Below are 24,564 nucleotides of genomic sequence, written 5' to 3'. Positions count from 1 at the left end.
GACGATGTTTGCCTTCACTCCTGGGGCTACTTAAAAAGGCAGTTCAAAGAATACTCAACTCTGACTGCCTCAATTCCACTGTCACAGATATTTCCTGAGAACCTGATTGTCGTTTTGACAATTAGGATCTGCTTGCGCGAGATTTGGCTTTGCCGGTATTTTTTGCGTGTTTGCATTCCAGGAATGATCGTGACGAGCCGGATAAGAGACCTGGTTGTTTGTGTATTGCTGTTGGCAGTGGCGCCAAGCATTGGTGCGGCGCAATCCTATACAGCCGGATTGATGCAGTTGCCCTCGGTTCAGATGCCGGGCGCGATCGTCCCGGGCGTTCCGGTTACTGTCTGGTATCCGGCGAAGGCCCCCGAGAAAACCCTGCGCATCGGGGATGCCGAGCTTAGTGTGGCCGTGGACGCTGCTCCAGCGCGGGGGCGCCGCCGGCTGATCCTGATCTCCCATGGCAGCGACGGAGGCGAGCTGGCTTTCAGCAACTTGGCCCGGCTCTTGGCAAGGCGTGGGATGGTGGTCGCTGCGCCGCGTCATCTGGGCGATAGTTATGATGATAGGTCGGCGCACGGGTCGTCGCGGCAGTTCGGCGCACGCCCTTACCAGGCATCATATGGCTTGGATGTAGTGCTCAAGAACCCAAAGCTATCCAAGATTATTAATCCTCGCCGGATCGGCATGCTCGGGTACTCCGCCGGCGGCTATACCGCGCTGGTCATGGCCGGCGCCAAGCCTGATCGCAAAAACTGGATCAAGCATTGCCAGCAGCCGGTGGAACATGGTGCCGCCTGTCCTTTGGGTGGCTGGCTCACGAGCCTGGGATTGAGGTTTCTCGACGATTGGGACAGGCCCCCCGAAACCCGCATTAAATCGGTCGTTCTGCTCGCCCCGTTCGGCGTAATGTTCGACAAAGCAGGATTGGCGGGTGTGAAAGTACCCGTGCTGATGCTCCAGCCGGAACGCGACGAGATGCTTCCCAATGCTTTCAATGGCGAATGGATTCGGGATTCTCTGCCGCAGCGACCGGATTATCGTACCGTTCCAGGCGGACATTTCATTTTTATCCAGCCATGCTCACCAGAATTGGCAGCATCCGTGCCGAGGGTTTGCGCGGATCCTCCGGGTGTGAACAGAGGAGTAATTCAAAATCAGACGAATGAGCAGATTGCGGATTTCTTTGTTCGCACTTTGGCAAGCGCTCGTTGATTCATTCATCTAAAACGAAGGGTTCTGAAGCTTTGAGGGCGTTGGAATAGGCGGTGCGCCGTAAATGGTGTGTGAGGTCGTCGTTAACTAACTGATGTCAGGCTTAGCTCTTGCAAGAGCTGACGCTGCGAGCGCCAATGGCGGAACCTCTCGAGCCCTTCCAAGACAGAGTTTCCAGATTTCTGTTCGGACACGGCCTGATTAAAATCATTGAGCATTTCTGCCGCAGTGGCAAAGCGGTGCGCGGGATCTCACGAAAGCGCACGTTCGAGCCACATGTGCAGAGCGCTAAAGTTGTCGGCGGCATCCGATCGAAGATTCCACTCAAGCGATTGATCGTTGGAGGCAGCATTGGTGCCGAACAAAATCTCACGATTTACTGCACACCGGCTCATTTTATGGGGCTCGCGACAAGGGTGTCGCGTCTGAAATGGCTCATGGCCTGCACAGCTCTTGTCTAATTTAATGAACACTTGTTCGAGAAACGTGTTCGGAATTGGGCTGTTAATCCACGGCTCATTAGCCGATGGCCTGCTGCACCGACCGGTCATGGCGGTTCAGGGCCTGAGCGCCTGTAGGGAGGACCCGTTTCAAGTCTTCTGGCCAACCGATTTGCCGCCCTGCTTTCTGCCGGTAAGCGGCGCAGTCTTGCCGCGGTCCACCGCTGTACAGCGGAAGACGTCTTCCAGGCTGGTGAAATTGTCGACGCGGTTCCGCACCGACAGCATCGTCTCCAGTCCAGCCAGATGATCCAGCATCAGCTTCGCTGCCCGGCCGGTGTCGCCCTTGAGCACGGCGTCTGCGATATCTTCGTGCTCATGGGGGCCAGCGCAATTATGCAGTCGCTTGGGCGCGAATAGCGAGAAATGCAGTGAGGATCGGGTCAGCAGACCGCGCAGCATGTCGACCAGTTGATCGTTGCCGCTCAATTCCGCCAGCAGAAAATGAAATTCGGCCGACAGCTTGAACAGTCGGCCGCGGTCATCCGACTTGATCGCCTTTTTCTCCGCTGCCACATGCTGGGTCAGGCGTTCGGTATCGATGAAGGCCCGACGCGTCGCCAGTTTGCGGGCGATCCCGACTTCCAGGATCTTGCGCGCTTCGTAGATATTGTGCAGCTCCTCGATCGTCGGCGTTGGCACGAAGGTGCCGCGATTGGGGATCATGTCGAGCCAGCGCTCATGTGCCAGGCGATGCAGTGCCTTGCGAACGCGTTCACGGCTGACGCCGAGGGCGCGTGCCAGTGTCGGCTCCTGCAGGTTGAGGCCGGCCGGCAGCTTGCCCATCAGCATGGCCTGACGGATGGCGTTATAGATCGCTTCGTCAGTATCGACATCGCCCTTCTTCCGTGGCTCGGTCACGGCACGTTTGGTCTTAGACGGCGGCATCGATATCCTCCACGGCGGCCACCATGAGAGTCAGGCCCTGGGCGAAATCAGCCATCTCCATCGCTTCGTCCGGATTGTGGCTGCCATGCGCGTTGCGGATGAAGATCATGGCGGTCGGAATGCCCCTGTTGCCGAAGACGGCCGCATCATGGCCGGCGCCGCTGGCCATTGTCATGGCCGGAATCGATAAGGTCTTAGCCAGCCGGGTCAGTCTCTGCAAGTGGGCTGGATCAATGGGGCCGGGCAGCGCATTGGTGTATTCACCCAGCTCAATCTGGACGCGTCGCTGCCGGCCAATCTCCGTGGCATGGGCGCGCAGGCGCCGGTCGATGGCGAGTAGAACCGCATTGTCTTCGCTGCGGATATCCATGGTGAACCATAGCTCTCCGGGAATCTTGGTCATGGTATGCACGGCGGTATCGGTGTGGAACTGGCCAACCGTACAGACCAGATCCTTGCCGTCCTGTTCATGCTCCAGCCACAGCGTTTCCAAGCGATGGATGAAGTCCACGCCGGCCAGCAGCGCATCCTGACGGCTCTCGCGCGGCTCCGCGCCAGCATGGCCATAGCGGCCAGTGATCCGGCAATGACGGTAGCGCAGGTTGCCCCGGATGCCGGTGACGATGCCGACCGGCAGGCCGCGCTGCACCAGTACGGGTCCCTGTTCAATATGCAGTTCAAGGAAACAGTGTATGCGATCGATGGCGATCTGCGGTTCGCCGGCGCGGATCCGATCGGGCGCGAAACCGGCCTCTGCCATATGCTCAGCGAGCGTCTTTCCGGTATCGGGGCGCCGGCAGGTATCGAGGGCTGCGGGTTCCAGCAGGCCGAAGGCGGCGCGGCTGCCGATATAGGGCGCCGGGAACCACGACAACTCCTCGGCCCGCACACCCATTACGGTGATGTCGCGGTTGGGCTGTCGTCCGGTGCGGCGCCAGTACGCCAGCATTGCCATGCCAGCGACCACACCGGCTGCGCCATCATAATTGCCACCTTCAGGGACGGAATCGAGATGTGAGCCCGTCATGATGGCCGGCAGGCTGCGGTCGCGGCCGGGCAGGGTCAGGTACAGGTTCCCGGCCGCATCGATCCGTCGTTCCAGCTGTAATGTTTCTCCCAGCCGGCTCATCAGGTCATGTGCCATCTGCTCGCCTTCGCCATAGGAGGCGCGCGTGACACCCAGCCGGCTGCGCGATCCGGCGCGCAACTGGTCAAACAGCGTTGCCGCGAGGGTAATTTCCGCTGCCAGATGGGCGCCTGAGCCGTCGGCGGGCATCCCGGTTTCAGTGGCGTGCTGCTGCATCTCTTTCATATACCGGGCGTTGCAATCTCCATGCCGCAGCGCGGCGGTGCATTTTCCAAGCTTTACGCGACCTGCCGCCGCGGCGGGCGCCGTCGCTGTCGCATATATGTGCACATCTTGATAGTAAATGTGCACATATTAGGCTGCCTGCTGAAGCGGGACTGGCAGGCCGCGCTGCAATGTTTTTCAGAATCTTCCAGTGAATCAGTCACTTCCTGCCATTTTTGGGTCCGCCATCAATGCTGGCACGGCGGTTGCAAATTGCTGCTGCGGAGGGTCGCAATGCCGCGCCTGGGGGAAGTATTCAGTTTCGGGATGGCCGCACCGGCAGATATGTCGGCCCTCACGGCCGCCATATCCGCGGGCCAGATCGACCCGGCTGCTGTGGTCTGCATCTATGTGAAGACCGAGGGCAACGGCCAGGACAATGACTTCAGCCGCGACGTGGCGGCGATGACCCTGCAGGAGATTTTTTCACGCTACGGTGCCGCGCCGGTGCTGATCGCTTCAGGCGGCTGCGAAGGCGTGCTCTCGCCGCATTATATCGTGGTGCAGCGTCGCACCGGTGATGCGCCTGGTGCCGCCTCTGCCCGCGCACTGGCCATCGGCCATGCCCGCACCCGTCTGCTGGCAGCGGAAGAGATCGGCACGCTGGCCCAGGCTCATGCGACCGCCGACGCAGTGGCGCAGGCCATGCAGGATGCCGGCATGACGGCCGCGGATGTGGCATTCGTGCAGATTAAGGCGGCCCTGCTGACCGATGCAGCCATTGCCGATGCCGCAAAGCGCAAGGTTGCCGTCCGCGCGGTGCGGCCCCATGCCTCGAAGCCGCTGACCCGCGCCGCTTGCGCGATCGGCGTGGCGGCAGCGCTGGGCGAACTGGATATGGCCCTGCTGACCGAGGCAGCCATCGACGATGCCAGCCTGCAAACCGACCGGGCCATCGTCACACCCGGCAATACCGATATGCGCTGCGACATCATCGTCTTCGGGCAGGCCGACGGCTGGGCTGGGCCGCATCGCGTCGGTGCCGCACCGTTGCAGGACCTGATTGACCTGACATCAGCCACCGGCCTGCTGCGTCGGTTGGGCTTTACGCCGGATCCGCAATTACCGGCTGCCGAAAGCGCGCGCATCGACGGCGTGCTGTTCAAGGGTGATCCGCCGGCTGCCGAGGTTATCCGTGGCCGGCGTCATGTGATCTGGCGTGACAGCGATGTTCAGCCGCCGCGCCATGTGCGCGCCGCGGTCGGTGGCATGCTGTCCAGCCTGCTCGGCAATACCCGCGTCTTCTGTGCTGGCGGCGCCGAGCACCAGGGGCCTGAAGGGGGTGGGGTGTTGGCGATATTTTCAAGGGAGGCAGACGATGCCTGACGTAGTCGCTGTAGAAAACACCACCGGATATCGCCAGGCCTTTGAGGCCAATGGCTGCCTGATCCTGCAGGACCAGCTTTCCGCCGCGACGATCGGGCGCATGCGCGATGCCGCCGATATCCTGATGGCCGAAGGCGCGGGTCGTGGGCCGGGCGATGCCTATTACGATTTCGAGCCAGAGAAGCTGAACGGGCAGGCGGTGATCCAGCGCATTAAGCGGCCGCATGAAATCCACCCCTTTTTTGCCGAACTGGCGCGCGCACCAGAAATCCTCGACATCGTCGAACAGCTGATCGGCCCGGATATCCGCCTGCATCACACCAAGATCAACGTGAAGATGCCATCGGTCGGATCCCCGCTGGAATGGCATCAGGACTGGGCTTTCGTGCCGCATACCAATCCCTCCATGGCTTTCGTCTCGATCGCCATCGATGCCTGCACGGAGGAGAATGGCCCGCTGCATCTGCTGACGGGCACCCATCGGACCGGTCTGCGCGACCATCATCACGACGGCTATTTTTTCGGCGCCATCGATACGGTCGCAGAAAATATAGACACCACCGCCGCCGAAACCCTGATCGGTCCGCCTGGTACGATGTCGATTCATCATCCGCTCATCATCCATGGCTCCGGGCATAACACCAGCACGGGACCGCGCCGCATTTTATTCTTCGAGTATGCCGCCGCCGATGCCTGGCCGCTGTTCTATGGCGTGGACTGGGATGAATACGAAAGCCGCATGGTGCGCGGCAGATCCAGCCTGGAGCCGCGCCTGTCGGATACACCGATCCGCATGCCGTATCCGCGCCAGACCAAGGGCATGATCTACGACCTGCAGCAGCAGTTCACCAAGCGCTACTTCCGCGCCGATACCGCAAAGAATGGATAAACCGGTGAGCATACGCGACCTCCATGGCTATGGGTCTGAGCCGCCGGCCGTGCGACTGCCCAACGGCGCCAAGCTGGCTGTGTCGCTGGTGGTGAATTTCGAGGAAGGCGCCGAACTGGCCGCCGGCGATGGCGATGCCAGCAGCGAACGCATTTCCGAAGTGGCCAGTGTGGTGCCGGAAGGCCGCTGGGACCAGGGTACCGAACAGATTTTCGCCTATGGCATGCGGGCGGGCATCTGGCGGGTGCTGGAGGCCCTGAAGGCGCATGGCCGGCTTGCCACCTTCTACATGTGCGGGCGCGCCGTCGAGCGTTCGCCGGAGATTGCGCGGCGCATCGTGGCTGCGGGCCACGAGGCAGCCTGCCATGGCTGGCGCTGGCTGCCGCATGCTCATTATGACAGCGCGGATGCAGAACGCGCCGACCTCAAGCGTTGCGTCGAGGTGATACGGCTGGCCACGGGTGAACGACCGCTTGGTTTCTTCTGTCGTGGCAGCGAAAGCCGCTGGACGCGCGATATCCTGCGCGAACTGGGCTTCACCTATACCAGCAACGGCCTGGATGACGACCTGCCCTACTGGGATCACGCGCATCCGGCGCAGCCGCTTCTGGTGGTGCCCTACGCCTTCGACACCAATGACATGAAGTTCTTCCATCCGAATGGCTTCGTGCGCGCCGACGAGATGGTGGGTTACGTGCAAGACGCCATCGAGGTGCTGCTCGCCGAAGGCGCTGCGGGACGCCCGAAACTGCTCAATATCGGCTTTCACCTGCGCATCATCGGTCGCCCGGCCCGCTTTGCCGCTTTCCGTCGCATCCTGCAATTGCTCGATAGCTACGGCGACCAGATCTGGGTGCCACGCCGCATCGATCTGGCGACCTTCTGGGCCGAACAGTTCCCGGCGCAGGCGCGCCTCATCATGGAGGAATCCGCATGAGCAGCCAGAGCATTCCCACGGTGGATATAGCGGATTTCCTGAACGGGTCGGATGCAGACAAGGCACGCGTGGCGGCAGCCATCGCGGCGGCCAACGAAAGCATCGGCTTTTTCGCCATCACCGGCCATGGCGTGCCAGACAGTGCCTACAAGGCTGTCTATGACGCGGCGTATCGCTTCTTCGACCTGCCGTTCGATGAAAAGGATTTGGTCAAACGCCCGTCGCCGGAGGCCAGCCGCGGCTACAACGCCGTCGGCCGTGAATCGCTGGCCTACAGCCTCGATGTATCCGCGCCTTTCGACTTGAAGGAAACCTTCGCCATCGGGCCGGTCGACCTGCCGGCCGATCCGGATTACGTCGGGCCGAAATCCTACCCACATTTCCTGCCCAACATCTGGCCTGACCGGCCCGAGGAGCTGCGCGAGGCCTGGATGGCGTATTTCCGCGCTATGCACCGGCTGGCCGACGATATCATGCGCATTTTCGCCGTGGCGCTGGACTTGCCGGAGTCCTGGTTCGCCGACAAGACCGACAAATGCATCAGCCTGCTGCGGGCGCAGAACTATCCCGATCAGCCGACGCCGCCGCTGCCGGGACAACTGCGGGCCGGTGCGCATTCCGACTATGGCGCGCTGACCATCCTGCGCGGCGACGATTCTCCGGGAGGCCTGCAAGTGCGTACCCGGGACGGCGACTGGATCGATGCGGCGATTCCACCCGGCGGCTTCATGATCAATATCGGCGACCTGATGGCGCAATGGACCAACGACCGCTGGGTGTCGACCTTGCATCGCGTGGTCAATCCGCCTGTCGACCAGCGCTCCGGTTCGCGCCGCCTGTCGATCGCCTTTTTCCACCAGCCTAATTACGACGCGGTGATCGAATGCATCCCGGGCTGTCAGCCCGAGGGTGGCGTGGCGCGCCATGCACCGATCACCTCGGGCGACCACAAACGCATGAAATTCGCCAAGGCCAACAACGTGAAGATTGAAGCCATCGCCTCGTGATGGGAATGCCATGCCCGGAGGGCTGACGCAGTGACAGTGACGGTACTTTCAGGAGCGCAGGTATTGCCGGACAGTCGCAGTGCGGCCCGGCCTGCCGACCTGGTGATCAGGGATGGCCGTATTGCCGCTATCGAACCCGCCGGGACGGTGCCGTCCAGCGCCGCCGACATAGCGGTCGATGCCTCGCGCCTGCTGCTGGCACCCGGCCTGGTCAATGGCCATCTGCATTCCTGGGATCATTACCTGAAGGGCTGCCTGGAGAACCTGACCATGGAAGTGGCCATGGCATTGATCCGGCCGCGCCGCCCGGTGCAGATCACGCCGCGGCAGATGTATCTGCGCACCATGATCGGCGCCATCGAATCGCTGCGCACTGGCGCCACCACGCTGGTAGACGATCTGTCGCTGGGCCAGACGTTTTCGCGCGATCATGTGGATGCCGCATTTCAGGCCTATGAAGACGCTGGCGTGCGCGCGCTGGTTGGGTTCAGCATGATCGACCGCGCCGTGGTCGACAGTTATCCCTATCTTGACGACTGCTTCCCTGCTGACCTGCTGGCCGAGCTGCGCGCCCTGCCTCGACCGCAGGCCGAAACCCTGCTGGACCTGGTGACTGATCTGGCCGGCAGCCATCATCCTGCCTCGTCGCGTGTCGGCGTGCTGGTGGCACCATCGGCACCGCATCGCTGCACCGACGACTTCTTGCGGCGCTGCCGCCGCCTGGCCGACGATCTGGCCCTGCCGGTGATGACGCATTGCCAGGAAACCCGCATGCAGATCGTGACGGGCCATGAATTCTACGGCAAGTCGATGGTCGCCCATATGGCGGAGATCGGCTTCATCAAGCCGGACACCACGCTGATTCATGGTGTCTGGCTGTCGAAGCGCGACATCGCCCTGATCGCTGATCTTGGCGCCACCGTGCAGTACAACCCCTGGAGCAACGCGATCATCGGGGCGGGTATCGCGCCAGTGCGCGCCTGCCTGGATGCCGGGATCAATGTCAGCATGGGTACCGACGGTGTCGGGCTGCCCTTCGGCGTCAACATGCTGAATGCCATGGGCGTGGGCGCCGTGCTGCCCAATCTGGCCAGCCCGGATATGAAGCAGTGGTTGACGGCCGCGGAAATCCTGCGCGCCTCCACCGAAGGCGGCGCGACGGCACTCGGCATGGGCAGCGAGATCGGCCGCATCGCCATCGGCATGAAAGCCGACCTCGTCGGGTATCGGCTCGACTCCACCACCTTTACGCCACTGAACGACCCGGTGCGGCAGATCGTCTACAGTGAGCGCGGCAGCAATATCGCCCTGGTCGTGGTCGATGGCCGGATCGTGATGCGTGACGGTCGCCTGACCACCATCGATGAGACAGCGATCCTGCGCGAGGCGCAAAGCGCCCATGCTGAACTGATCGACCAACTGACGTCGTCGCAGGTCGATACGGCGCCGTTCAAGCACGCCATCGAGGCGGTTTACCTCAAATCCCTGAGCTGTCCGATCGCCCATGACTATTACGCAGCCATGGTGACCGGCAACAACATTGCCGCCACCGGGGGTGTGCCATGACGACAACGCGTGGCCATCGGCTGACCATGTCGCGAGTCTCGCATGCCTATGCGGGTGTGCCGGCGCTGACCGAGATTTCGCTCGACATCCAGCCGGGCAGCCTCACGGCGCTGCTGGGCCCATCGGGCTGCGGCAAGACCACACTGCTGCGGGTGATCGCGGGTTTCATCCGCCAGACGGCCGGGTCGATCCTGGTGGACGGCACAGCCATCGACGACATGGTTGCCGCCGAACGCAGTATCGGCATCGTGTTCCAGAATTACGCGCTGTTTCCGCATATGAGTGTCACCCGGAATGTCGGTTATGGCCTGCGTGCCCGCGGCAAGCCCGCCGCCATGGTCGCTGAACGCACTGCCGAGATGCTGCGGCTCGTGCAGATGGAAAAATTCGGCAACCGTCTGCCTGGCGAACTGTCCGGCGGCCAACAGCAGCGCATCGCACTGGCCCGCGCGCTGGCTGTGGAACCCAAGATCGTGCTGCTGGACGAGCCTTTCTCGGCGCTGGACAAGAGCCTGCGGCTCGACATGCAGATCGAGGTGAAGGCGCTGTTGCAGCGGACCGGTGTGACCTCGATCCTGGTGACCCATGACCAGGAAGAGGCTCTTTCCATGGCCGATCAGGTTGTGGTGCTGAATCAGGGCCGCATCGAACAACTGGGCAGCCCGGCGGATCTCTATGACCGGCCGCGCACACTGTTCGTCAATCAGTTCCTTGGCCATGCCAATCTGCTGCGCGCCACCCTGCGCAGCCGCGCTGGCGACAGTGTCGAACTCGAACTCGATACCGGCGCCGCTTGCACGGTGCCCAGTGACAAGGAGCTGGCGCCGGGTAGCGCTGTCTACTTATCGGTCCGGCCGGAGAATCTGCGACTGACCGACACCGACAGTGGCCTGTTCACGGCCACAGTGCGCCAGGTCCTGCCGCTTGGCTCCATCGATGTGATCGAGGCCGAGACCGCAACCGGGACGGTGCTCAAATTCACCCAGCCGCACCAGCGCGGCGGCATTCGCAGCATTGCAGGTGAACGGATACATGTCGCGATCCGCGATATGGCTGCCTGCACGATTTACTCCGCCGGTACCCAACCCACCTCCACAGACCATTAACCAGACAGGCAAGAAGGGGACATCACATGCAGATCGATCGTCGTACCATGCTGAGCATACTCGCCGGCAGCGCCATGGCCGGAGCATTTCCCGCCATGGCACAGTCGAAGGAAGTATTCATTGCCACCTACCCGGGCAGCGTTGACGAGGGTTTCAAGGCTGTCGTCGGACCGCAGATCCGGCAGAAGTTCGGCGCCACGTCGGCTTTCTCGCCGATGCTGAACACTGATCTGATCGGCCGTATCCAGGCCTCGCGTAACAACCCGCCCTTCGACGTGGCAATCTGGGACAACGGGCCGATCATCACGGCGAAACAGGATGGATTGCTCGAGAAGTTCTCCGAGAAGGACAGCCCGAACTATGCCAGCATGCCGGCCAACCTGCGCGACCCGGACGGTTTCGGCCCCGCCATGGCGCTGACCTCGATCGGCATTGCCTATAACCCGAAGAAAATCAAAACCCCACCGACCTCGTGGAATGACCTGTGGAATCCTGAATACAAGGGCCGCGTCGGCATCGTCGGACCGGCTTCCACTCTGGGCACAACCTTCCTGATCGAAGTGGCCAAGCTGCGCGGCGGTTCGGAAACCAATGTCGAGCCTGGTTTTGCCGCACTGAAGGAACTGCTGGCCAATGTTGGCGCCATCCCGCCCAATCCAGGCGCGTTGACCACGGCGCTCAGCCAGGGTCAGGTCGATATCGCACCAAACTTCTTCAACAATGTCGCGGCCCTGAAGGCGCGTGGGGCCGATATCGCCTTTGCCGTACCGTCCAGCGGCCTGCCGCTGCAGACGGTTACGGCCGCGGTGATCAAGAATGCCCGCAACGCCGAATTGGCCCAGAAGGTTGTCGACCTGCTGATCGATCCGGCTGTGCAGGCGCAGCTGGAGGCAGCGCCCTGGATCATGATGCCGGCCAATCCAAAAGTTGCGTTGACCGGTTTCAACCGCGATGTCGGCGCCACTGTCGGCGAGGTGCTGAAGCGCGGCATCTTCCTTGACTGGACCAAGTTCATCGCCAGCCGCCCGGGCTGGGTCGAACGGTTCAATCGGGAAATCCGGGTCTGATCATGCGGGCGAGCGGCACGGCATCGGGATATCTCTCGGCTGCGCCGCTCGCGCTGCTTTTCACTGTCGCCTATCTGGTGCCGGTGGGCATCCTGGTCATTGTCAGCCTGTCGGCATCGACCAGCGGATTCGACTTTACCCTGGCGCATTACGTTGAGGCGCTGACCAACGGCTTCAATCTGGGGATTCTGTCCGATACCCTGGTGCTGGGCCTGCAGGTGTCCTTTGCCACCATGCTCGCGGCCTATCCGATAGGCTTGCTGTTCATGCGCTGCGGCCCGCGCGGCCGTGCCATCATCGTCTTCCTGATCCTGCTGCCGATGCTGACCAACACGGTGGTGCGCACCTTTGCCTGGATGATCATCCTGGGCCGTGAAGGCGTCATCAACATTTCGCTGCTGAGTATCGGATGGATCGAGGAACCGATGCGGATGCTCTACACCCGCACCGGCCTGATCGTGGCACTGGTGCAGATTTTCTTGCCGCTGATGGCCCTGCCGATCAATGCCTCGCTGGCGCGCATCAACGACAACCTGGTGAAGGCGGCCGAGGGCCTGGGTGCCAGCCGGTTCTACATTTTCCGCACCGTAATCCTGCCGCTGTCGTTGCCCGGCGCCATCGCCGGTTTCCTGCTCACCTTTGCAGGCTCGTCCACCGCTTTCGTCAGCCAGACCCTGGTCGGTGGCGGGCGCCAGATCTTCATGCCGCTGCTGATCTACCAGCAGGCCATCGGTGTGCAAAAATGGAATGCCGCGGCGGCGCTCTCCATCGTCTTCGCCATCGCCATCCTTGCCATTGTGTTCACGATGAACCGTTACTCGCGCAAATACCTGCGGGGCATGGATGCTTAAACTGCGGAACCTGAGTTACGAAACCGTGGTTGGCCTGCTTGCGGCCGCATCGGTGATCCTGCTGGTTGCTCCCACGCTGGTGATCCTGGTGATGTCCTTTACCGGGGATTTCCTGCTGCGGTTTCCGCCGCGCTCCTGGTCGGTGCGCTGGTATGTCGAGCTGTTCGAGAATTCGCCGCAGATCGCCGCTTCGGCCTGGATCAGCCTGCAGGTGGCCTTTATCTCCACGCTGGCATCCACCACGCTCGGCACTCTTGCGGCATTGGCCATTGCAGGACGCAAATCGACCTGGGCGGTGGCGCTCGATTCACTGTTCATGTCACCGATGGTCTTTCCGGCGATGTCGCTCGGCCTGGCGCTGCTGCTGCTGCTCTCCATGCTGGGTTTGCGGCCATCATTGTGGAGTCTGACCGTCGGCCATACGGTGATCGTCACACCCTTTGTCATCCGCATGGTCTCGGCCGCGGTACAGCAGCTGAATCCGGTTCTGCTGGATTGTTCGGCCAGCCTGGGCGCGCGCCGAACCTTTACCTTCTTCAATGTCACGCTGCCGCTGATCCGGCCTGGTCTGCTGGGCGGCGCCGTGATCGCTTTTCTGACCTCCATCGACCATGTGCCGGTCTCGCTGATGCTGTCGGATCCGCGGGTCGAGACCCTGCCGGTGAACCTGTGGATTCTGCTCGACTCAAACCTGGATGTGCGCGTGGCATCGGTCTCGGGCATTATCGTTGCCATTACCCTGGTGGTTATCCTGGTGCTGGATCGCCGCATGCTGGGTCATGTTCCGCGTTAAGCGCCTTCTGGTCGTCAATCCGAACAGTTCTGGCGCGGTCAGCCAGCGGCTGCGGGAGGTCGCCGAGGTGTGTCTTGCCGGCCGAGCGGCCGTTCACGTTGAGACTGCCGTCGGAGGGCCGTCGTATCTGGGTGACCTGGATACCATGCGGGCCGGTGAGGCGGCGGCAATCGCGACGGCGCGCAATCTGTGTATCGACCGTGGCGAGACCTTCGATGCCGTTGTCATGGGATGCTTTGCCGAGCTTGGGGTCATACCGTTACGGCAGATGCTGGGTCTTTCGGTCTGCAGCCTGCTCGGTGCCTCGTTGCTGGCTGCAAACAGGCATGGACGGCGGCTTGGTATCGTTACTGCCGGCGCACAATGGCGCAGTCTGCTGCCGCCGATGGTGGAGCCGCTTTTGCAACAGAGCGACATGGCTCTTGTCGGAATCCAGACCATCGATACGACCGGCACCACCATCGCCGAACAGCCTGATCTTGCGATACAGGCCTTGAATCGGGCGGTTTGGGAGTGCCGGCATCATGATGGTGCCGATGTCATCGTCATTGGTGGGGCTGGCCTTGGGGGTCTGGCGGCCAGGCTGGATGCGCCGGCTGACACTGCTGTCATCGACAGTGTTGAAGCTGCCCTCATGCAGGGTTTACAGGATTGACAGCCACGCTGGCTGTTTACCCCTGCACCGATGACTTTTCGGGCAGTTCAGAAATGGATACATCCGCTGCGATGGAGGCGGGATGACGGCCGGGAGGCTTATGCCCGCCCGGATGCTCTGGCTACTTCACCCGTCTGGGCCGGCGGACGACGCGCACCTTGCCGCTGTTGCCACCGCCGCAGAAGAAGCGGTCGGCGCCATCGGATTCAAGCCCCGACACGATGGTATCAGGCGGCATGTCGAGCCGTTCCAGCACCTCGCCGGTTTGCGGATCAATGCGTCGCAGGTCGCTCTGCTCGCCTTCCCAGGTGCCGTGCCAGAGTTCGCCATCGACCCAGGTGACTCCGGTGACAAAGCGGTTGGATTCGATGGTGCGCAGGGTCGCGCCGGTCTCGGGATCGATCTGGTAGATCTTGCGTTCGCGATACTGCCCGACCCAGAGCGTGCCCTCGGCCCAGGTCAGGCCTGAATCGCCGCCGCCGCCCGGTGCCGGAATGGTGGCGATCACCTGGCCGGTCCTGGGGTCGATCTTCTGGATGCGGCTCTCGGCAATCTGGAACAGGTGCCGACCATCAAATGCGGTGCCGGCATGGGCGGCCACATCGATCCGGCGCACCGGCTTGCCGCTGTCAGGATCGAAGGCCTCGATCGTGTCGCCGGCGCCGAACCAGACATGCTGGCCGTCAAAGGTCACGCCATGCACATTGGCAGCGCCCGGGAAGGGTCCATATTCGCGGATGATTTCGGCAGGTGCGTGTTTCATGCAGTCATCCTAGCCATTCGGCAGCGGCGCGGGGAGTAACAAGGTTGTCGTGAAACCGGGTACCGGCGGTGTCATCCAGCGCCGCGCCCGGCCATGCCCGAAGGACTGTACCTTGCCACCGGCGGCCAGTGCATCCAGCGCGCGCTGCACGGTGCGCTGGCTGGCATCCAGCGCCAGCGCCAGCGCCGAACTTGACCATGCCTCGCCATCGGCAAGGAAGGCGAGCACGTCGGCATGGCGCTCCTCCACCGGCCGTGCCAGCACGACGACGCTGCGGGCATGGCGTGGCATCAGCACGAAGCCCTGCTGCGTCGCGCTCACGCCGGCCAGTGGCCGCAGCATCCGGCGCAGCCGCCCGATCTCGACGCGCAATCGCGCGCGATGCGAGTCATCGGCATGCCTGGCACCAAAGGCGCGCGCCACCAGACGGTCGCGTGTCACATCGCCGGGCCAGGCCTCGGCCAGTGCACGTGCGAGCGCGAACAGCACCGGCCGCCGCGCCAGCGAGACCACGGTTTTCGCGTCGCGCACGACATGGCGACAGGCATCAATGATGAAGTGTTTGGATACCAGCAGCGCTTCGACATCGGCCAGCAGCAGCGGGCGCTCCGCGCCGCGCTCAATCAGGCGTGCCGCCGGTGTCTCCAGCACCTGCACCGCACTTGCCACCTCCGCTGTCAGACCGGGAATGCCGGCAAGCCGCGCGGCGCGGGCGGCACGGGTGAGGGCCGAGCGCGCCGCCTTGGTGTGCAGGCGACGGATCGCGATGCCGGCCGCCACCAACTCATGGGCGGCCCGCAGGGCGGGCGGGAAGGCAGCGGGGGCGAGGCCGGCAAGCAGGCGCTCAGCCTCGTCCAGCCGTCCGATCAGCAGCAGGCGGCGAATTTCGAGATAGCGGGCATGGGCGGCATTCACCTGGTCGCCATGCTGCTCCAGCGTCATGCGCGCGGCATCCAGCATCCTGGCGGGCCAGTCCAGCTCGCGCGAGACCAGTGCGATCTCGGCTTCGGCCACCACGCAGCGCGCCCGGGCCACGGCTTCCTTCACGCCAAAGCCACGGCCAGCGCGGCGCAGCAGTGATTTTGCGCGGGCAAAATCACCCAGCTGCGCCATGGCGATGCCGCGCAGTGCCAGCGCCGGCGCATCGTCGCGCAGGGCGACGCGGTTGAGCGCGCCGAGCGGGTCGCCCGCTGCCAGGGCCCGCGCCGCCGCTGTGATTAATGAATCCATCGGAATCCCGTCACACTTGTCACTCCCGCCGTTTGCCGGCCGCTGCCTAATCTATCGCACGACACCCCGGCAGCAAGTCGTATCGAAAATGCTGCACAGACCAAGAGCCATCACAGGAGAGACAATGATGACGAAGCATATGACCGTGACACGGGAAGACTGGCTGGCCGCGCGGCTTGAGCTGCTGAAGGCGGAAAAGGAACACACGCGGCGCAGCGACGAGCTGGCGCGGCGGCGGCAGGAACTGCCATGGCTGCGGGTCGGCAAGGCCTATAGTTTCGAGACCGAGACCGGCAGCGCATCGCTGGCCGACCTGTTCCAGGGCCGCTCGCAGCTGATGGTCTATCACTTCATGTTCGGGCCGGACTATACGGCCGGCTGTCCATCCTGCTCGATGATCGCCGACAGCTTCAACGGCATCGCGGTACACCTGGCCAACCATGACGTCGCGCTGACGGCTGTATCGCGCGCGCCGCTGGCCAAGCTGCAGGCCTACAAGCAGCGGATGGGTTGGAGTTTCCCCTGGGTGTCTGCCCAGGGCAGCGACTTCAACTTCGATTTCAATGTTTCCTTCACCGAGGAACAGCAGCGCAAGAACGACATCGACTACAACTATTTTCGTGGCCGCGAGACGATGAAGGCGACCGTGATTCCCGATGCCGTCGTGAAGATCGCGGCCGTATGCGGCACCGATGTCGCCACCTATTCACGCGACCGGCCGGGCGTGAGCAGTTTCGTGCTGGAGGACGGCGTGGTCTACCACACCTATTCCACCTATGCCCGCGGGCTGGATGCCCTGTGGAATTCGTATCAGTGGCTCGACCGTGCACCCAAAGGCCGCAACGAGGATGGCATCTGGTGGCGGCGCCATGACGAGTATGACGCACCGGCCTCGAAGAGTGCTGCCGCGTCATGCTGCAGCTGAGCCGGGCAACCGGCGTGATCCCGCGCGGCAGCGTCGCCGCGCGGGATATCTTTTATGGCTTCATGGCGCTGCTGTTTGCCGCCAGTGCGGTGGGAACAGTGGTCTGGGGTCTGTCGATGGACAGCATGGGCGAGATTCCGATGCCCGGCGGCTGGACGCTGTCGATGGCGTGGATGCCGATGTGCGGGCAGACCTGGTCCGGCGCCACCATATCCTTCCTTGGCATGTGGATGGTGATGATGGTGGCGATGATGCTGCCGTCGCTGGCGCCTGTATTGTGGCGCTATCATCAGGCTGCCGGTGCGGCGCGGCTGACGGCTCTTGTGGGTGCAGGCTATCTTTGCGTCTGGGCCATGGTGGGTCTGGCCGTGTTCTCGCTCGGCGCCACGCTGGCGGAAGTCGCGCAACAATCGCCGGATCTGGCCCGCGCCGTTCCGCTCGCCGGCAGTGCGGTCGTGCTACTCGCTGGCGCGCTGCAGTTCAGCCCGTGGAAGGCGCGGCACCTGGCTTGCTGCCGCGCTGATTCCGTGCGCGGCTATCCACTGCCGGCCGGTGCCGGCATGGCCTGGCGCCATGGGCTTCGCCTCGGCCTGCATTGCAGCCAGGGCTCTGCCGGCCTGACGGCGACCCTGCTGGTCGTTGGCGTCATGGATCTGCGCGCCATGGCGGTCATCACCCTGGCGACCACGCTGGAACGTCTGGCGCCGGGCGGCCTGCGGATCGCGCGCATCATCGGTGCCGTCATCCTGGGAGCAGGGTTGCTGCTGATTGTTTGTGCCGGCGGCATCGGATAGCGCATCGCGTCCTTGGGCTTGCGCATCCTGTGGAACGAGGGTTCAATCACCGCAACGAATCACCGGCCTGACCGCCGGCCATAAAATCCGGGTATGGAAACGACTGTGGAGAGGGCCGCCTTGCGCAATATCCTTGTATCGGGCGGCACCAGCGGCATTGGCGCCGGTATCGCCCAGGCTTTCCGCGATCGTGGTGACAGCGTGACGGCGGTTGGCCTCGCCAGTCCTGAGCTTGATGCGGCGACACAGGATCCCGCCTTCAAGGGCATCACGCTCAAGGCACTCGATGTGGCTGACCAGGCGGCGGTGGATGCTTTTGCCGCTTCGCTGACGCAGCTGGATATCCTGGTCAACTGCGCCGGCATGATCCGGCGTGGCGCCGAATACGAGATGCCCACTTTCCTGAAGGTGCTGGATGTCAATCTGGCCGGCACCATGCGACTCTGCCTTGCCTGCAAACCTCTGCTGGCACAGCGGCGCGGCAGCATCGTCAATACCGCCTCCATGCTCAGTTTCTTCGGTGGCCCCGCCGTGCCGGCCTATTCCGCCAGCAAGGGCGGCGTCATGCAGCTGACCAAGTCGCTCGCCGTGGCCTGGGCCAAGGAGGGCGTTCGCGTCAATGCCGTGGCGCCCGGCTGGATCGCCACGCCGCTGACCCAGGCGTTGCAGGACGACACCGCGCGCAGCCAGGTGATCCTGGATCGCACGCCGATGGCCCGCTGGGGCACGCCGGCCGATGTGGCGAAAGCCGTACTGTTCCTGGTATCCGATCAGGCCGATTTCATCACCGGCGTGATCCTGCCGGTCGATGGCGGCTATGCCGCAATGTGAGGCGTAAAGACATGACCGATACCAGCCGCATGCCCTATCAGCTGCCGTTTCCACCCGAGGCGGCAACCGAGATTGTCATCGCCTCACCGCTTCCCGATGACGAGCGGGTCTGGGTGCCGCAGGCGGATGGCGTGTGGTTCCGCCCGCTCTGCCTCAACACGCGGCAGGGCTACTGGGTCAACCTGCTGCGCGTGCGCCGTGCCGGCGTGCTGAGCCGCCATCGCCACCCCGGCCCGGTGCATGGCCATGTGCTGCGTGGCAAATGGCATTACCTGGAGCATGACTGGGTGGCGACCACCGGGTCTTACGTGTTCGAGCCGCCGGGCGAGACGCATACGCTGGTGGTGCCGGAAGACTGCCAGGAGATGATCACGCTGTTCCATATCACCGGCGCGATGATCTATGTCGATCCCTGGGGCAAGGTCACCGGCTTCGAGGATGTGTTCAGCAAGATCGAGATGTGCCGCAAGCACTATGAGTCCTGCGGCCTGGGCGGGACCTATCTGGACCAATTCATCCGCTAGGGCGTCTCAGCTGCCGGCGGCTGGCACCATCCGGTAGCCGCGGTCGAAATACACCAGGCCCTCGCGGCTTTGCCGCACGGCAACGCCGAGCACCGTGCAGAACATCACGCTGTGGCTGCCGATTTCCTTGATATCGGCGATCTGGCAGTCGAAGGAGACCAGTGCATTCTCCAGCACCGGCGATCCGGTCTGCAGCACAGTCCAGGCTTCATCATCAAAGCGCTCGGCCATGGCCACATCGGTCTGGCCGGCAAATAGCGCGGAATAATGCTGCTGCTCGGCCGACAGCGTGTTGATGCACAGCACGGCATTCTGCTTGAACACCGGGTTCATGGCGCTGGCGCGGTTCATGCACACCAGCAGTGTCGGTGGTTCGTCGCTGACCGAGCAGACCGCCGAAGCCGTGAAGCCGCAGCGGCCGGCCGGCCCGGCGGTGGTGACGACATTCACTGCCGCACTCAGGCGGGCCATGCCATCGCGGAACTGCTGCTTGCCGACCGGGCTCATGCGGCACTCTGCCGGTCTGCCGCCACCAGCTCGCGCAGGATGTGGTGCTGCACCTTGCCCATGGCATTGCGCGGCAGGGCCGACACGAAGACGACATCGCGCGGCAGTTTGTAGCGCGCCACGACGCCATCGAAGAGCGCCAGGATATCCTCGCGCTGCAGCGTGATACCTTCGGCCAGCACCACCACGGCAACCGGGATTTCGTCCCAGCGCGGATCGCGGCGGGCCACCACGGCGGCCTCGCGAATGCGGCTGTCTTCCTCCAGAACGCGCTCCAGCTCGGCGGGATAGATATTCTCGCCGCCGGAAATGATCACATTCTTCTTGCGGTCATGCACCACCACATTCCAGTCAGCATCGCGCATGGCGATGTCGCCGGTACGGAACCAGCCGTCCACCAGGGCTGCCGCCGTGGCATCGGGCGCATTCCAGTATTGCGACAGCACCTGCGGCCCCTTCACCCAGATTTCACCGGCGGTGCCGGGTGCCACATCGGCGCCGGCGGTGTCGACGATGCGGATCTCGCAGAGCAGGCCGGGGCGCCCGGTGGTGCCGGGGCAGGCGCCGCGCATGGCCATCGTTTCATAGACCGCCATCGGACAGGTTTCGGTCGCGCCATAGATCTGCAGCACCGGAATGCCGCGAGATTCCAGGGCGGCGATCAGCTGCGGCGGCACCACGCTGGAGCCGACGCCGACCGCGCGCAGGGCAGACAGGTCGGCACCCGCATAGGCCGGGTCATCAAGCAGGGCGCGGATGGTGGCCGGCACCAGCACGCTCAGGTCGGGCCGCAGCCGTTCCACGGCCTCGATGAAACGGCCGGGATGGAAGCGGCTCTGCAGCGTCACGCGCGCACCGCAGAGCAGCGCCGGCGTGGTCTGGATATTGAGGCCGCCGACATGAAACATCGGCAGGCAGGTCAGCACATGGTCGGTGCTGCGCAGGTCGAAAGCATGCCGGCTCATCTGCGCATTGGCCAGCAGCGCCGCCTGGGTCAACACCGCGCCTTTCGGCCGCCCGGTGGTGCCCGAGGTGTAGACGATCAGCAGCGGCTGATCGAGACCGGCTTCGGTGTTGCCGCTGGCCGGCAGGGTAGGCGCCTTGGCCAGCAGGGTTTCCAGTGCGGTGGCGGTGCCGCTGGCGCCATCCAGCACCAGCCGGCGCGGCAGCTCGGCCTCCGTGCAGATCGCCTCGGCGGTATCGTCGAAGGCTGCATCATGGATCAGCAGCTCGGCGCCGCAATCCTGCAAGGCGTAAACCAGCTCCGGCGCCGCCAGCCGCCAGTTCAGCGGCACCAGCATGGCACCGAGCCGCGCGCAGGCAAACAGCAGCACGACGATATCGGCGGCATTGTAGCCCAGATGCGCAACGCGCTTGCCGGCGGTCACGCCAAGGCCGGCCAGGCCGCCGGCCATGCGGTCGATGCGGGCGGCCAGTTCGGCATAGGTCAGCGACAGCCGTTCATCGGCCAGGGCCGGCTGGGCCGGCTGGAAGGCGGCGTGGCGGTCGATGATGCGGTCGAGCGTCATTCGTCGGTTTCACCGGGCTGGTACAGCGCCTCGCGACCCAGGCGGTCGACGCAGATTTCCGCCGTCCAGGGCAGCATCAGCGAGCCGCAGCGGCTGTCGCGATAGATGCGCTCCAGCGGCAGGCTCTTCAGCATCGCCTGGCCGCCGCAGGTGCGGATCGCCTTCACCGCCAGCGCGTTGGCATTTTCCATCACGGTATACTGGGCGGCATAGGCGCGCAGAACCTGGTCGCGGCTGGGATTGGGTCCGGCTTCGCTGATTGCCTGGAACCACAGCGCCTTGGTCTGCTCCAGCATGATATGCATCTCGGCCACCGCGATCTGCTTGGTCGGATACATGCGCCGCTTCACCGGCGGCATGCCGGGCAGCTCGCCGCGCAGATAGGCCACGGTGAAATCATAGGCGGCCTGCGCCAGGCCCATATAGGTGGGCGTCAGCGTCATGAACATATGCGGCCAGCGCGAGGCGGCCTGGAAATACATGCCGCGCGGCATCAGCAGCGCATCCTGCGGCACGAACACATCCTCGAAGATCAGCGTGCGCGATACCGTGCCGCGCATGCCGAGCGGGTCCCAGTCGCCCACCACCTTGACGCCCGGCGCCTTGGCGGGGATGGCGAGATAGAGCGTGTTGCGGCGGCTAGCTTTCTGGCCGGGCTCGACCTCAGTGCACAGCACGCCGTAGTAATCGGCAAAGCCGGACAGCGAGGCGAAGATCTTCTTGCCGCTGACCTTGAAGCCGCCCTCCACCGGATGCGCCTCGGTGCCAAAGGCCGCGCCGCCGGCCGCCGCTGCGCCGCCTTCGGAAAACGGCTGCGAATACACCGCACCGTCTTTCAGGATGCGCTGGTAATGGCCGCGGCGCCGCTCGGCATGCAGCTTGCGCGCCGCCGCATCCATATCGAGATCATCTGACAGCGAGCCGGACCACAGGGTCGAACAGACATGCATGTTCCACGACAGCGCCGTCGCGCCGCAATAGCGGCCCAGTTCGGCAGCCGTCAGGCAGTAGGTCTTGAAGTCGGCGCCGGTGCCGCCGTTGTCCTTCGGGATGCAGATGCCGAGCAGGTTTTCCGTGTGCATGTCGCGGAAATTCTCGATCGGGAAGGTGGCTTCGCGATCATAGCCGGCGGCGCGCGGTGCCAGCACGCGGCGGCCGAAGCTGCGGGCCTGGGCAGTCAGTTCGGTCTGCAGGCTGTCGAGACGAAAGGCAGCCGGATCGAAGAGCGGCGCATCCTGGTTCACATCAGGGCTCAACATGTTCATGGCGACTCCTGCATCAGGTCGTGGGCGTGGGTGGACAGGCGGTGCTCAGGAAACCGAGCACAGCGTGATCGAAGGCCTGCGGCGCTTCGAGATTGGGCAGATGGCCGATACCGGGCAGGCAGACATAGCGCGCGCCGGGAATCTTGCCCGCCATGCGTTCCATCATCGCGGCAGGCGCGTTGCGGTCATGCTCGCCGGCCAGGCACAGCACGGGCACGTGGATGGCAGGCAGGTTGGCGCGTTCGTCAAACCTCACGATGCAGTGCATCGCGGCGCGATAGGTGGCTTCCGAGGTCGAGCCCATCGCAGAAATCGCCTGCGCGCGGCCGGCCGGATCGGGTTGCGGCCCCATGATGGAGGCAACGATGCTGGGCGCCAGATCCGCCATGCTGCGGCCGGCATCCAGCGGGCCGAGGCGGTCGGCGAGGAACTGCTTCTGGAAGTCGCCGCCCGCATTGCCAAAGGCCGGGCTGGTGCCAGACAGTGCCACGGCGCGATAGCCGTCCGGCCGGCGGCGCAGTGCGGTCTGCGCGATCATGCCGCCGAGCGAATGGCCGACCAGCACCGGGCGATCGAGACCCAGCCGGGCGACCAGGGCTTCCAGATCCTCGGCATAGGCATCGAAGCTGATATCGCCCACCGGCGGGCGGCTGCCATAGCCGGGCAGATCAAGTGCCACCGCAGAGAAACCGGCAGCAGAGAAGCTCTCCAGCTGCGCCTGCCACAGCCGCGCGGCACCACCGATGCCATGCAGGAAGATGACGGGGATGCCGTTGCCGGCGCGCAGGTAGATCTCGGCTGTCATGCCGCCGGCCTGACCGGAGTGCCCTTGTCGACGACAATGCGGCCATCCAGCGCAATCGTGCAGTTGCGCACCGGCATGTCGAAATGGCCTTCGGTGTAGCGGTTGGCGAATTCGTTGGCGCCGGTCGAGAACAGGAAGTTGCCGGCAAAGGCGCGCAGCTCGGTGCCGTTGAAATCGCGCTGGTCATACATCGCCATAGCTTCGTAGCGCGCCTTGGGATTGAGGCCCCAGCCGACATGGCTCACCGCATAGGCCTCGCGGTCGCCCCAGGCGGCCAGGTAGCGGCGCATCAGCTCGGCATCGGTGCCCTCGCCGGCGATGTCGACGACATAGTCGTTTTCCAGCGTCAGGGCGACCGGGCGTTCGAGATAGCGTTTGAAGGTGAGGTTGATGTCGCCGGCATCGAGCACCAGCTTGCCATTCACCGAGCCGGCCTTGGGGAAGGCGACCACGACGCCGCCGGGCCAATGCGCCAGCGTGCCGGGCCGGTCGCACCAGCCCCAGACACCGGCGGTGCGCGCGCCGGCCATGGTCACGGTCAGGTTGGTGCCGGCGGCACTCAGCACCGTCATGGTGGTCGCGGCCTTGCAGGCCTTCACCGCGGCTTTGACTTCGGCCTCCAGCGCCGGATCAGGCGCCAGACGCTCCAGTGCATCGGGATGTTCGTTCGAGATCATCAGCACGCGGGCGCCCTTGCCCAGGATCGCCGGCAGTTCCTTGGCATGCAGCAGGCCTTCGACGGTGAGGTCGAGCACGATGCCGCTGGCCGACAGTGCCGCCACTGCGGGCTCAAGCCCCTGAATGGCCGTGCTGGCGCCGGTGGAGCGCACCGGCACCGGTGCGGTCTGCGCCGGTGTCGGCAGGATGACATGGAAGGGGCGCGCGCCAAGCTGCAGCAGCGCCAGCTCGGTGAGATGCACATTCAGGCTGCGCGACTGGGTCTCCGACAGGATCGCCGCGGTCTCGCCCGGCGCCACCTTGCAGAGCTTGAGGACTTCAACGAAAGCCGCAATCCACTTGGCTTCGATGCGATCCGCGATCATGGTGCTCGTCTCCCCGGAACCTGTGTTTTCGGGATCACGATAGCATGGAAAATTTATATGAAAAAGAATTCTTTTAGGATTAAAATAATACGATATAAGAGTTTATAGCCGGCCGCAGCTACAGCCGGCCACAGTATAAAAGAGCGGCGACATCCAGAGGAGAGCGGTATGCGGATTGCGGTACTGGGCGGTGGCAACGGATC

25 protein-coding genes are annotated in these 24,564 nt (G+C 63.8%); 16 read left to right on the top strand and 9 right to left on the bottom strand.

Translation table 11 applies throughout. The features are described from left to right. Positions 1-183 precede the first annotated feature (183 nt). Positions 184-1,209, top strand: a complete 1,026-nt coding sequence (locus AAG799_RS05265) for a hypothetical protein (RefSeq protein ID WP_341894752.1) — start codon at positions 184-186, stop codon at positions 1,207-1,209. Between the two features lie 110 nt (positions 1,210-1,319). Continuing rightward, positions 1,320-1,670, top strand: coding sequence for a hypothetical protein (locus tag AAG799_RS05260; protein ID WP_341894751.1), 351 nt, complete (start codon positions 1,320-1,322; stop codon positions 1,668-1,670). A 129-nt stretch (positions 1,671-1,799) separates the two neighbouring features. On the opposite strand, the gene AAG799_RS05255 is transcribed toward AAG799_RS05260, so the two are convergent. Next, on the bottom strand, positions 1,800-2,597 hold the full coding sequence (locus AAG799_RS05255) for a GntR family transcriptional regulator (protein WP_341894750.1): 798 nt from the start codon (positions 2,595-2,597) through the stop codon (positions 1,800-1,802). Next, the gene (locus tag AAG799_RS05250) at positions 2,584-3,873 is read right to left on the bottom strand and encodes a Zn-dependent hydrolase (protein WP_341894749.1); all 1,290 of its coding nucleotides are present in this window, start codon (positions 3,871-3,873) and stop codon (positions 2,584-2,586) included. Before AAG799_RS05250 ends, AAG799_RS05255 begins: the two co-directional genes overlap by 14 nt. 309 nt (positions 3,874-4,182) lie before the next feature. Between AAG799_RS05250 and AAG799_RS05245 the strand changes: the two genes are divergently transcribed. The 10 genes from AAG799_RS05245 (at position 4,183) to AAG799_RS05200 (ending at position 14,145) form a co-directional block, all read left to right on the top strand. Continuing rightward, positions 4,183-5,274 (top strand): ring-opening amidohydrolase, encoded by a 1,092-nt coding sequence (locus tag AAG799_RS05245; RefSeq protein WP_341894748.1) that lies wholly within the window; start codon positions 4,183-4,185, stop codon positions 5,272-5,274. Further along, complete coding sequence (locus tag AAG799_RS05240; RefSeq protein ID WP_341894747.1) at positions 5,267-6,163, top strand: phytanoyl-CoA dioxygenase family protein; 897 nt, start codon at positions 5,267-5,269, stop codon at positions 6,161-6,163. The genes AAG799_RS05245 and AAG799_RS05240 overlap by 8 nt, the downstream gene beginning before the upstream one ends. A gap of 4 nt (positions 6,164-6,167) precedes the next feature. Beyond that, a complete protein-coding gene (locus tag AAG799_RS05235; RefSeq protein ID WP_341894746.1) occupies positions 6,168-7,100 on the top strand; it encodes a polysaccharide deacetylase family protein in 933 nt (310 codons plus the stop codon). Continuing rightward, a complete protein-coding gene (locus AAG799_RS05230) occupies positions 7,097-8,107 on the top strand; it encodes a 2-oxoglutarate and iron-dependent oxygenase domain-containing protein (RefSeq protein WP_341894745.1) in 1,011 nt (336 codons plus the stop codon). Before AAG799_RS05235 ends, AAG799_RS05230 begins: the two co-directional genes overlap by 4 nt. Before the next feature lie 63 nt (positions 8,108-8,170). Next, entirely contained in the window at positions 8,171-9,673 is a 1,503-nt protein-coding gene (locus AAG799_RS05225; protein ID WP_341894744.1) for an amidohydrolase family protein, read from the top strand. After that, positions 9,670-10,779, top strand: coding sequence for an ABC transporter ATP-binding protein (locus AAG799_RS05220; protein ID WP_341894743.1), 1,110 nt, complete (start codon positions 9,670-9,672; stop codon positions 10,777-10,779). Before AAG799_RS05225 ends, AAG799_RS05220 begins: the two co-directional genes overlap by 4 nt. Positions 10,780-10,805: 26 nt before the next feature. Continuing rightward, positions 10,806-11,846, top strand: a complete 1,041-nt coding sequence (locus AAG799_RS05215) for an extracellular solute-binding protein (RefSeq protein ID WP_341894742.1) — start codon at positions 10,806-10,808, stop codon at positions 11,844-11,846. A 2-nt stretch (positions 11,847-11,848) separates the two neighbouring features. After that, complete coding sequence (locus tag AAG799_RS05210; protein WP_341894741.1) at positions 11,849-12,697, top strand: ABC transporter permease; 849 nt, start codon at positions 11,849-11,851, stop codon at positions 12,695-12,697. Next, on the top strand, positions 12,690-13,490 hold the full coding sequence (locus AAG799_RS05205) for an ABC transporter permease (RefSeq protein ID WP_341894740.1): 801 nt from the start codon (positions 12,690-12,692) through the stop codon (positions 13,488-13,490). Before AAG799_RS05210 ends, AAG799_RS05205 begins: the two co-directional genes overlap by 8 nt. Then, positions 13,477-14,145, top strand: coding sequence for an aspartate/glutamate racemase family protein (locus AAG799_RS05200; protein WP_341894739.1), 669 nt, complete (start codon positions 13,477-13,479; stop codon positions 14,143-14,145). The genes AAG799_RS05205 and AAG799_RS05200 overlap by 14 nt, the downstream gene beginning before the upstream one ends. Positions 14,146-14,266: 121 nt before the next feature. Here AAG799_RS05200 and AAG799_RS05195 read toward each other — a convergent pair whose 3' ends face one another. Together AAG799_RS05195 and AAG799_RS05190 are read right to left on the bottom strand one after the other, a co-directional pair. Continuing rightward, positions 14,267-14,908 carry a hypothetical protein gene (locus AAG799_RS05195; protein ID WP_341894738.1) on the bottom strand — a complete coding sequence of 214 codons (642 nt, stop codon included), beginning with the start codon at positions 14,906-14,908 and terminating at the stop codon, positions 14,267-14,269. A 9-nt stretch (positions 14,909-14,917) separates the two neighbouring features. Beyond that, positions 14,918-16,138, bottom strand: a complete 1,221-nt coding sequence (locus AAG799_RS05190; RefSeq protein WP_341894737.1) for a hypothetical protein — start codon at positions 16,136-16,138, stop codon at positions 14,918-14,920. Between the two features lie 124 nt (positions 16,139-16,262). Here AAG799_RS05190 and AAG799_RS05185 point away from each other — a divergent pair, with 124 nt between their 5' ends. The 4 genes from AAG799_RS05185 (at position 16,263) to AAG799_RS05170 (ending at position 19,212) form a co-directional block, all read left to right on the top strand. Continuing rightward, on the top strand, positions 16,263-17,063 hold the full coding sequence (locus tag AAG799_RS05185; RefSeq protein WP_341894736.1) for a DUF899 domain-containing protein: 801 nt from the start codon (positions 16,263-16,265) through the stop codon (positions 17,061-17,063). Continuing rightward, complete coding sequence (locus AAG799_RS05180) at positions 17,051-17,857, top strand: DUF2182 domain-containing protein (protein ID WP_341894735.1); 807 nt, start codon at positions 17,051-17,053, stop codon at positions 17,855-17,857. Before AAG799_RS05185 ends, AAG799_RS05180 begins: the two co-directional genes overlap by 13 nt. 120 nt (positions 17,858-17,977) lie before the next feature. Continuing rightward, the gene (locus tag AAG799_RS05175; RefSeq protein ID WP_341894734.1) at positions 17,978-18,688 is read left to right on the top strand and encodes an SDR family oxidoreductase; all 711 of its coding nucleotides are present in this window, start codon (positions 17,978-17,980) and stop codon (positions 18,686-18,688) included. An 11-nt stretch (positions 18,689-18,699) separates the two neighbouring features. Beyond that, positions 18,700-19,212, top strand: a complete 513-nt coding sequence (locus AAG799_RS05170) for a 2,4'-dihydroxyacetophenone dioxygenase family protein (protein ID WP_341894733.1) — start codon at positions 18,700-18,702, stop codon at positions 19,210-19,212. A gap of 6 nt (positions 19,213-19,218) precedes the next feature. Here the strand turns inward: AAG799_RS05170 and AAG799_RS05165 are convergent, their stop codons facing one another. Genes AAG799_RS05165 through AAG799_RS05145 form a run of 5 tightly spaced genes read right to left on the bottom strand, consistent with a single transcriptional unit; the run spans position 19,219 to position 24,361 of the window. Next, positions 19,219-19,719, bottom strand: a complete 501-nt coding sequence (locus AAG799_RS05165; protein ID WP_341894732.1) for a flavin reductase — start codon at positions 19,717-19,719, stop codon at positions 19,219-19,221. Beyond that, the gene (locus AAG799_RS05160; RefSeq protein WP_341894731.1) at positions 19,716-21,248 is read right to left on the bottom strand and encodes an AMP-binding protein; all 1,533 of its coding nucleotides are present in this window, start codon (positions 21,246-21,248) and stop codon (positions 19,716-19,718) included. The genes AAG799_RS05165 and AAG799_RS05160 overlap by 4 nt, the downstream gene beginning before the upstream one ends. After that, entirely contained in the window at positions 21,245-22,513 is a 1,269-nt protein-coding gene (locus AAG799_RS05155) for an acyl-CoA dehydrogenase family protein (protein WP_341894730.1), read from the bottom strand. Before AAG799_RS05155 ends, AAG799_RS05160 begins: the two co-directional genes overlap by 4 nt. Before the next feature lie 13 nt (positions 22,514-22,526). Next, entirely contained in the window at positions 22,527-23,318 is a 792-nt protein-coding gene (locus AAG799_RS05150) for an alpha/beta fold hydrolase (RefSeq protein WP_341894729.1), read from the bottom strand. Next, positions 23,315-24,361, bottom strand: a complete 1,047-nt coding sequence (locus tag AAG799_RS05145) for a 2,5-dihydroxypyridine 5,6-dioxygenase (protein ID WP_341894728.1) — start codon at positions 24,359-24,361, stop codon at positions 23,315-23,317. Before AAG799_RS05145 ends, AAG799_RS05150 begins: the two co-directional genes overlap by 4 nt. Positions 24,362-24,564: the final 203 nt, after the last annotated feature.

Origin of the sequence: Ferrovibrio terrae (genome assembly GCF_943371255.1) — a bacterium.
Taxonomy (GTDB): domain Bacteria; phylum Pseudomonadota; class Alphaproteobacteria; order Ferrovibrionales; family Ferrovibrionaceae; genus Ferrovibrio; species Ferrovibrio terrae_B.
Note: the sequence above shows the minus strand (reverse complement) of the source record. Positions and strands in the feature narration are given on the sequence as shown.

Excerpts from the sequence above, each read along its gene's own strand:
- AAG799_RS05265 (WP_341894752.1), top strand. The coding sequence starts at position 184 with ATGATCGTGACGAGCCGGATAAGAGACCTGGTTGTTTGTGTATTGCTG.
- AAG799_RS05255 (WP_341894750.1), bottom strand. The coding sequence starts at position 2,597 with ATGCCGCCGTCTAAGACCAAACGTGCCGTGACCGAGCCACGGAAGAAG.
- AAG799_RS05250 (WP_341894749.1), bottom strand. The coding sequence starts at position 3,873 with ATGCCCGCCGACGGCTCAGGCGCCCATCTGGCAGCGGAAATTACCCTC.
- AAG799_RS05245 (WP_341894748.1), top strand. The coding sequence starts at position 4,183 with ATGCCGCGCCTGGGGGAAGTATTCAGTTTCGGGATGGCCGCACCGGCA.
- AAG799_RS05240 (WP_341894747.1), top strand. The coding sequence starts at position 5,267 with ATGCCTGACGTAGTCGCTGTAGAAAACACCACCGGATATCGCCAGGCC.
- AAG799_RS05230 (WP_341894745.1), top strand. The coding sequence starts at position 7,097 with ATGAGCAGCCAGAGCATTCCCACGGTGGATATAGCGGATTTCCTGAAC.
- AAG799_RS05220 (WP_341894743.1), top strand. The coding sequence starts at position 9,670 with ATGACGACAACGCGTGGCCATCGGCTGACCATGTCGCGAGTCTCGCAT.
- AAG799_RS05215 (WP_341894742.1), top strand. The coding sequence starts at position 10,806 with ATGCAGATCGATCGTCGTACCATGCTGAGCATACTCGCCGGCAGCGCC.
- AAG799_RS05210 (WP_341894741.1), top strand. The coding sequence starts at position 11,849 with ATGCGGGCGAGCGGCACGGCATCGGGATATCTCTCGGCTGCGCCGCTC.
- AAG799_RS05205 (WP_341894740.1), top strand. The coding sequence starts at position 12,690 with ATGCTTAAACTGCGGAACCTGAGTTACGAAACCGTGGTTGGCCTGCTT.
- AAG799_RS05200 (WP_341894739.1), top strand. The coding sequence starts at position 13,477 with ATGTTCCGCGTTAAGCGCCTTCTGGTCGTCAATCCGAACAGTTCTGGC.
- AAG799_RS05195 (WP_341894738.1), bottom strand. The coding sequence starts at position 14,908 with ATGAAACACGCACCTGCCGAAATCATCCGCGAATATGGACCCTTCCCG.
- AAG799_RS05190 (WP_341894737.1), bottom strand. The coding sequence starts at position 16,138 with ATGGATTCATTAATCACAGCGGCGGCGCGGGCCCTGGCAGCGGGCGAC.
- AAG799_RS05185 (WP_341894736.1), top strand. The coding sequence starts at position 16,263 with ATGATGACGAAGCATATGACCGTGACACGGGAAGACTGGCTGGCCGCG.
- AAG799_RS05180 (WP_341894735.1), top strand. The coding sequence starts at position 17,051 with ATGCTGCAGCTGAGCCGGGCAACCGGCGTGATCCCGCGCGGCAGCGTC.
- AAG799_RS05170 (WP_341894733.1), top strand. The coding sequence starts at position 18,700 with ATGACCGATACCAGCCGCATGCCCTATCAGCTGCCGTTTCCACCCGAG.
- AAG799_RS05165 (WP_341894732.1), bottom strand. The coding sequence starts at position 19,719 with ATGAGCCCGGTCGGCAAGCAGCAGTTCCGCGATGGCATGGCCCGCCTG.
- AAG799_RS05160 (WP_341894731.1), bottom strand. The coding sequence starts at position 21,248 with ATGACGCTCGACCGCATCATCGACCGCCACGCCGCCTTCCAGCCGGCC.
- AAG799_RS05155 (WP_341894730.1), bottom strand. The coding sequence starts at position 22,513 with ATGAACATGTTGAGCCCTGATGTGAACCAGGATGCGCCGCTCTTCGAT.
- AAG799_RS05150 (WP_341894729.1), bottom strand. The coding sequence starts at position 23,318 with ATGACAGCCGAGATCTACCTGCGCGCCGGCAACGGCATCCCCGTCATC.
- AAG799_RS05145 (WP_341894728.1), bottom strand. The coding sequence starts at position 24,361 with ATGATCGCGGATCGCATCGAAGCCAAGTGGATTGCGGCTTTCGTTGAA.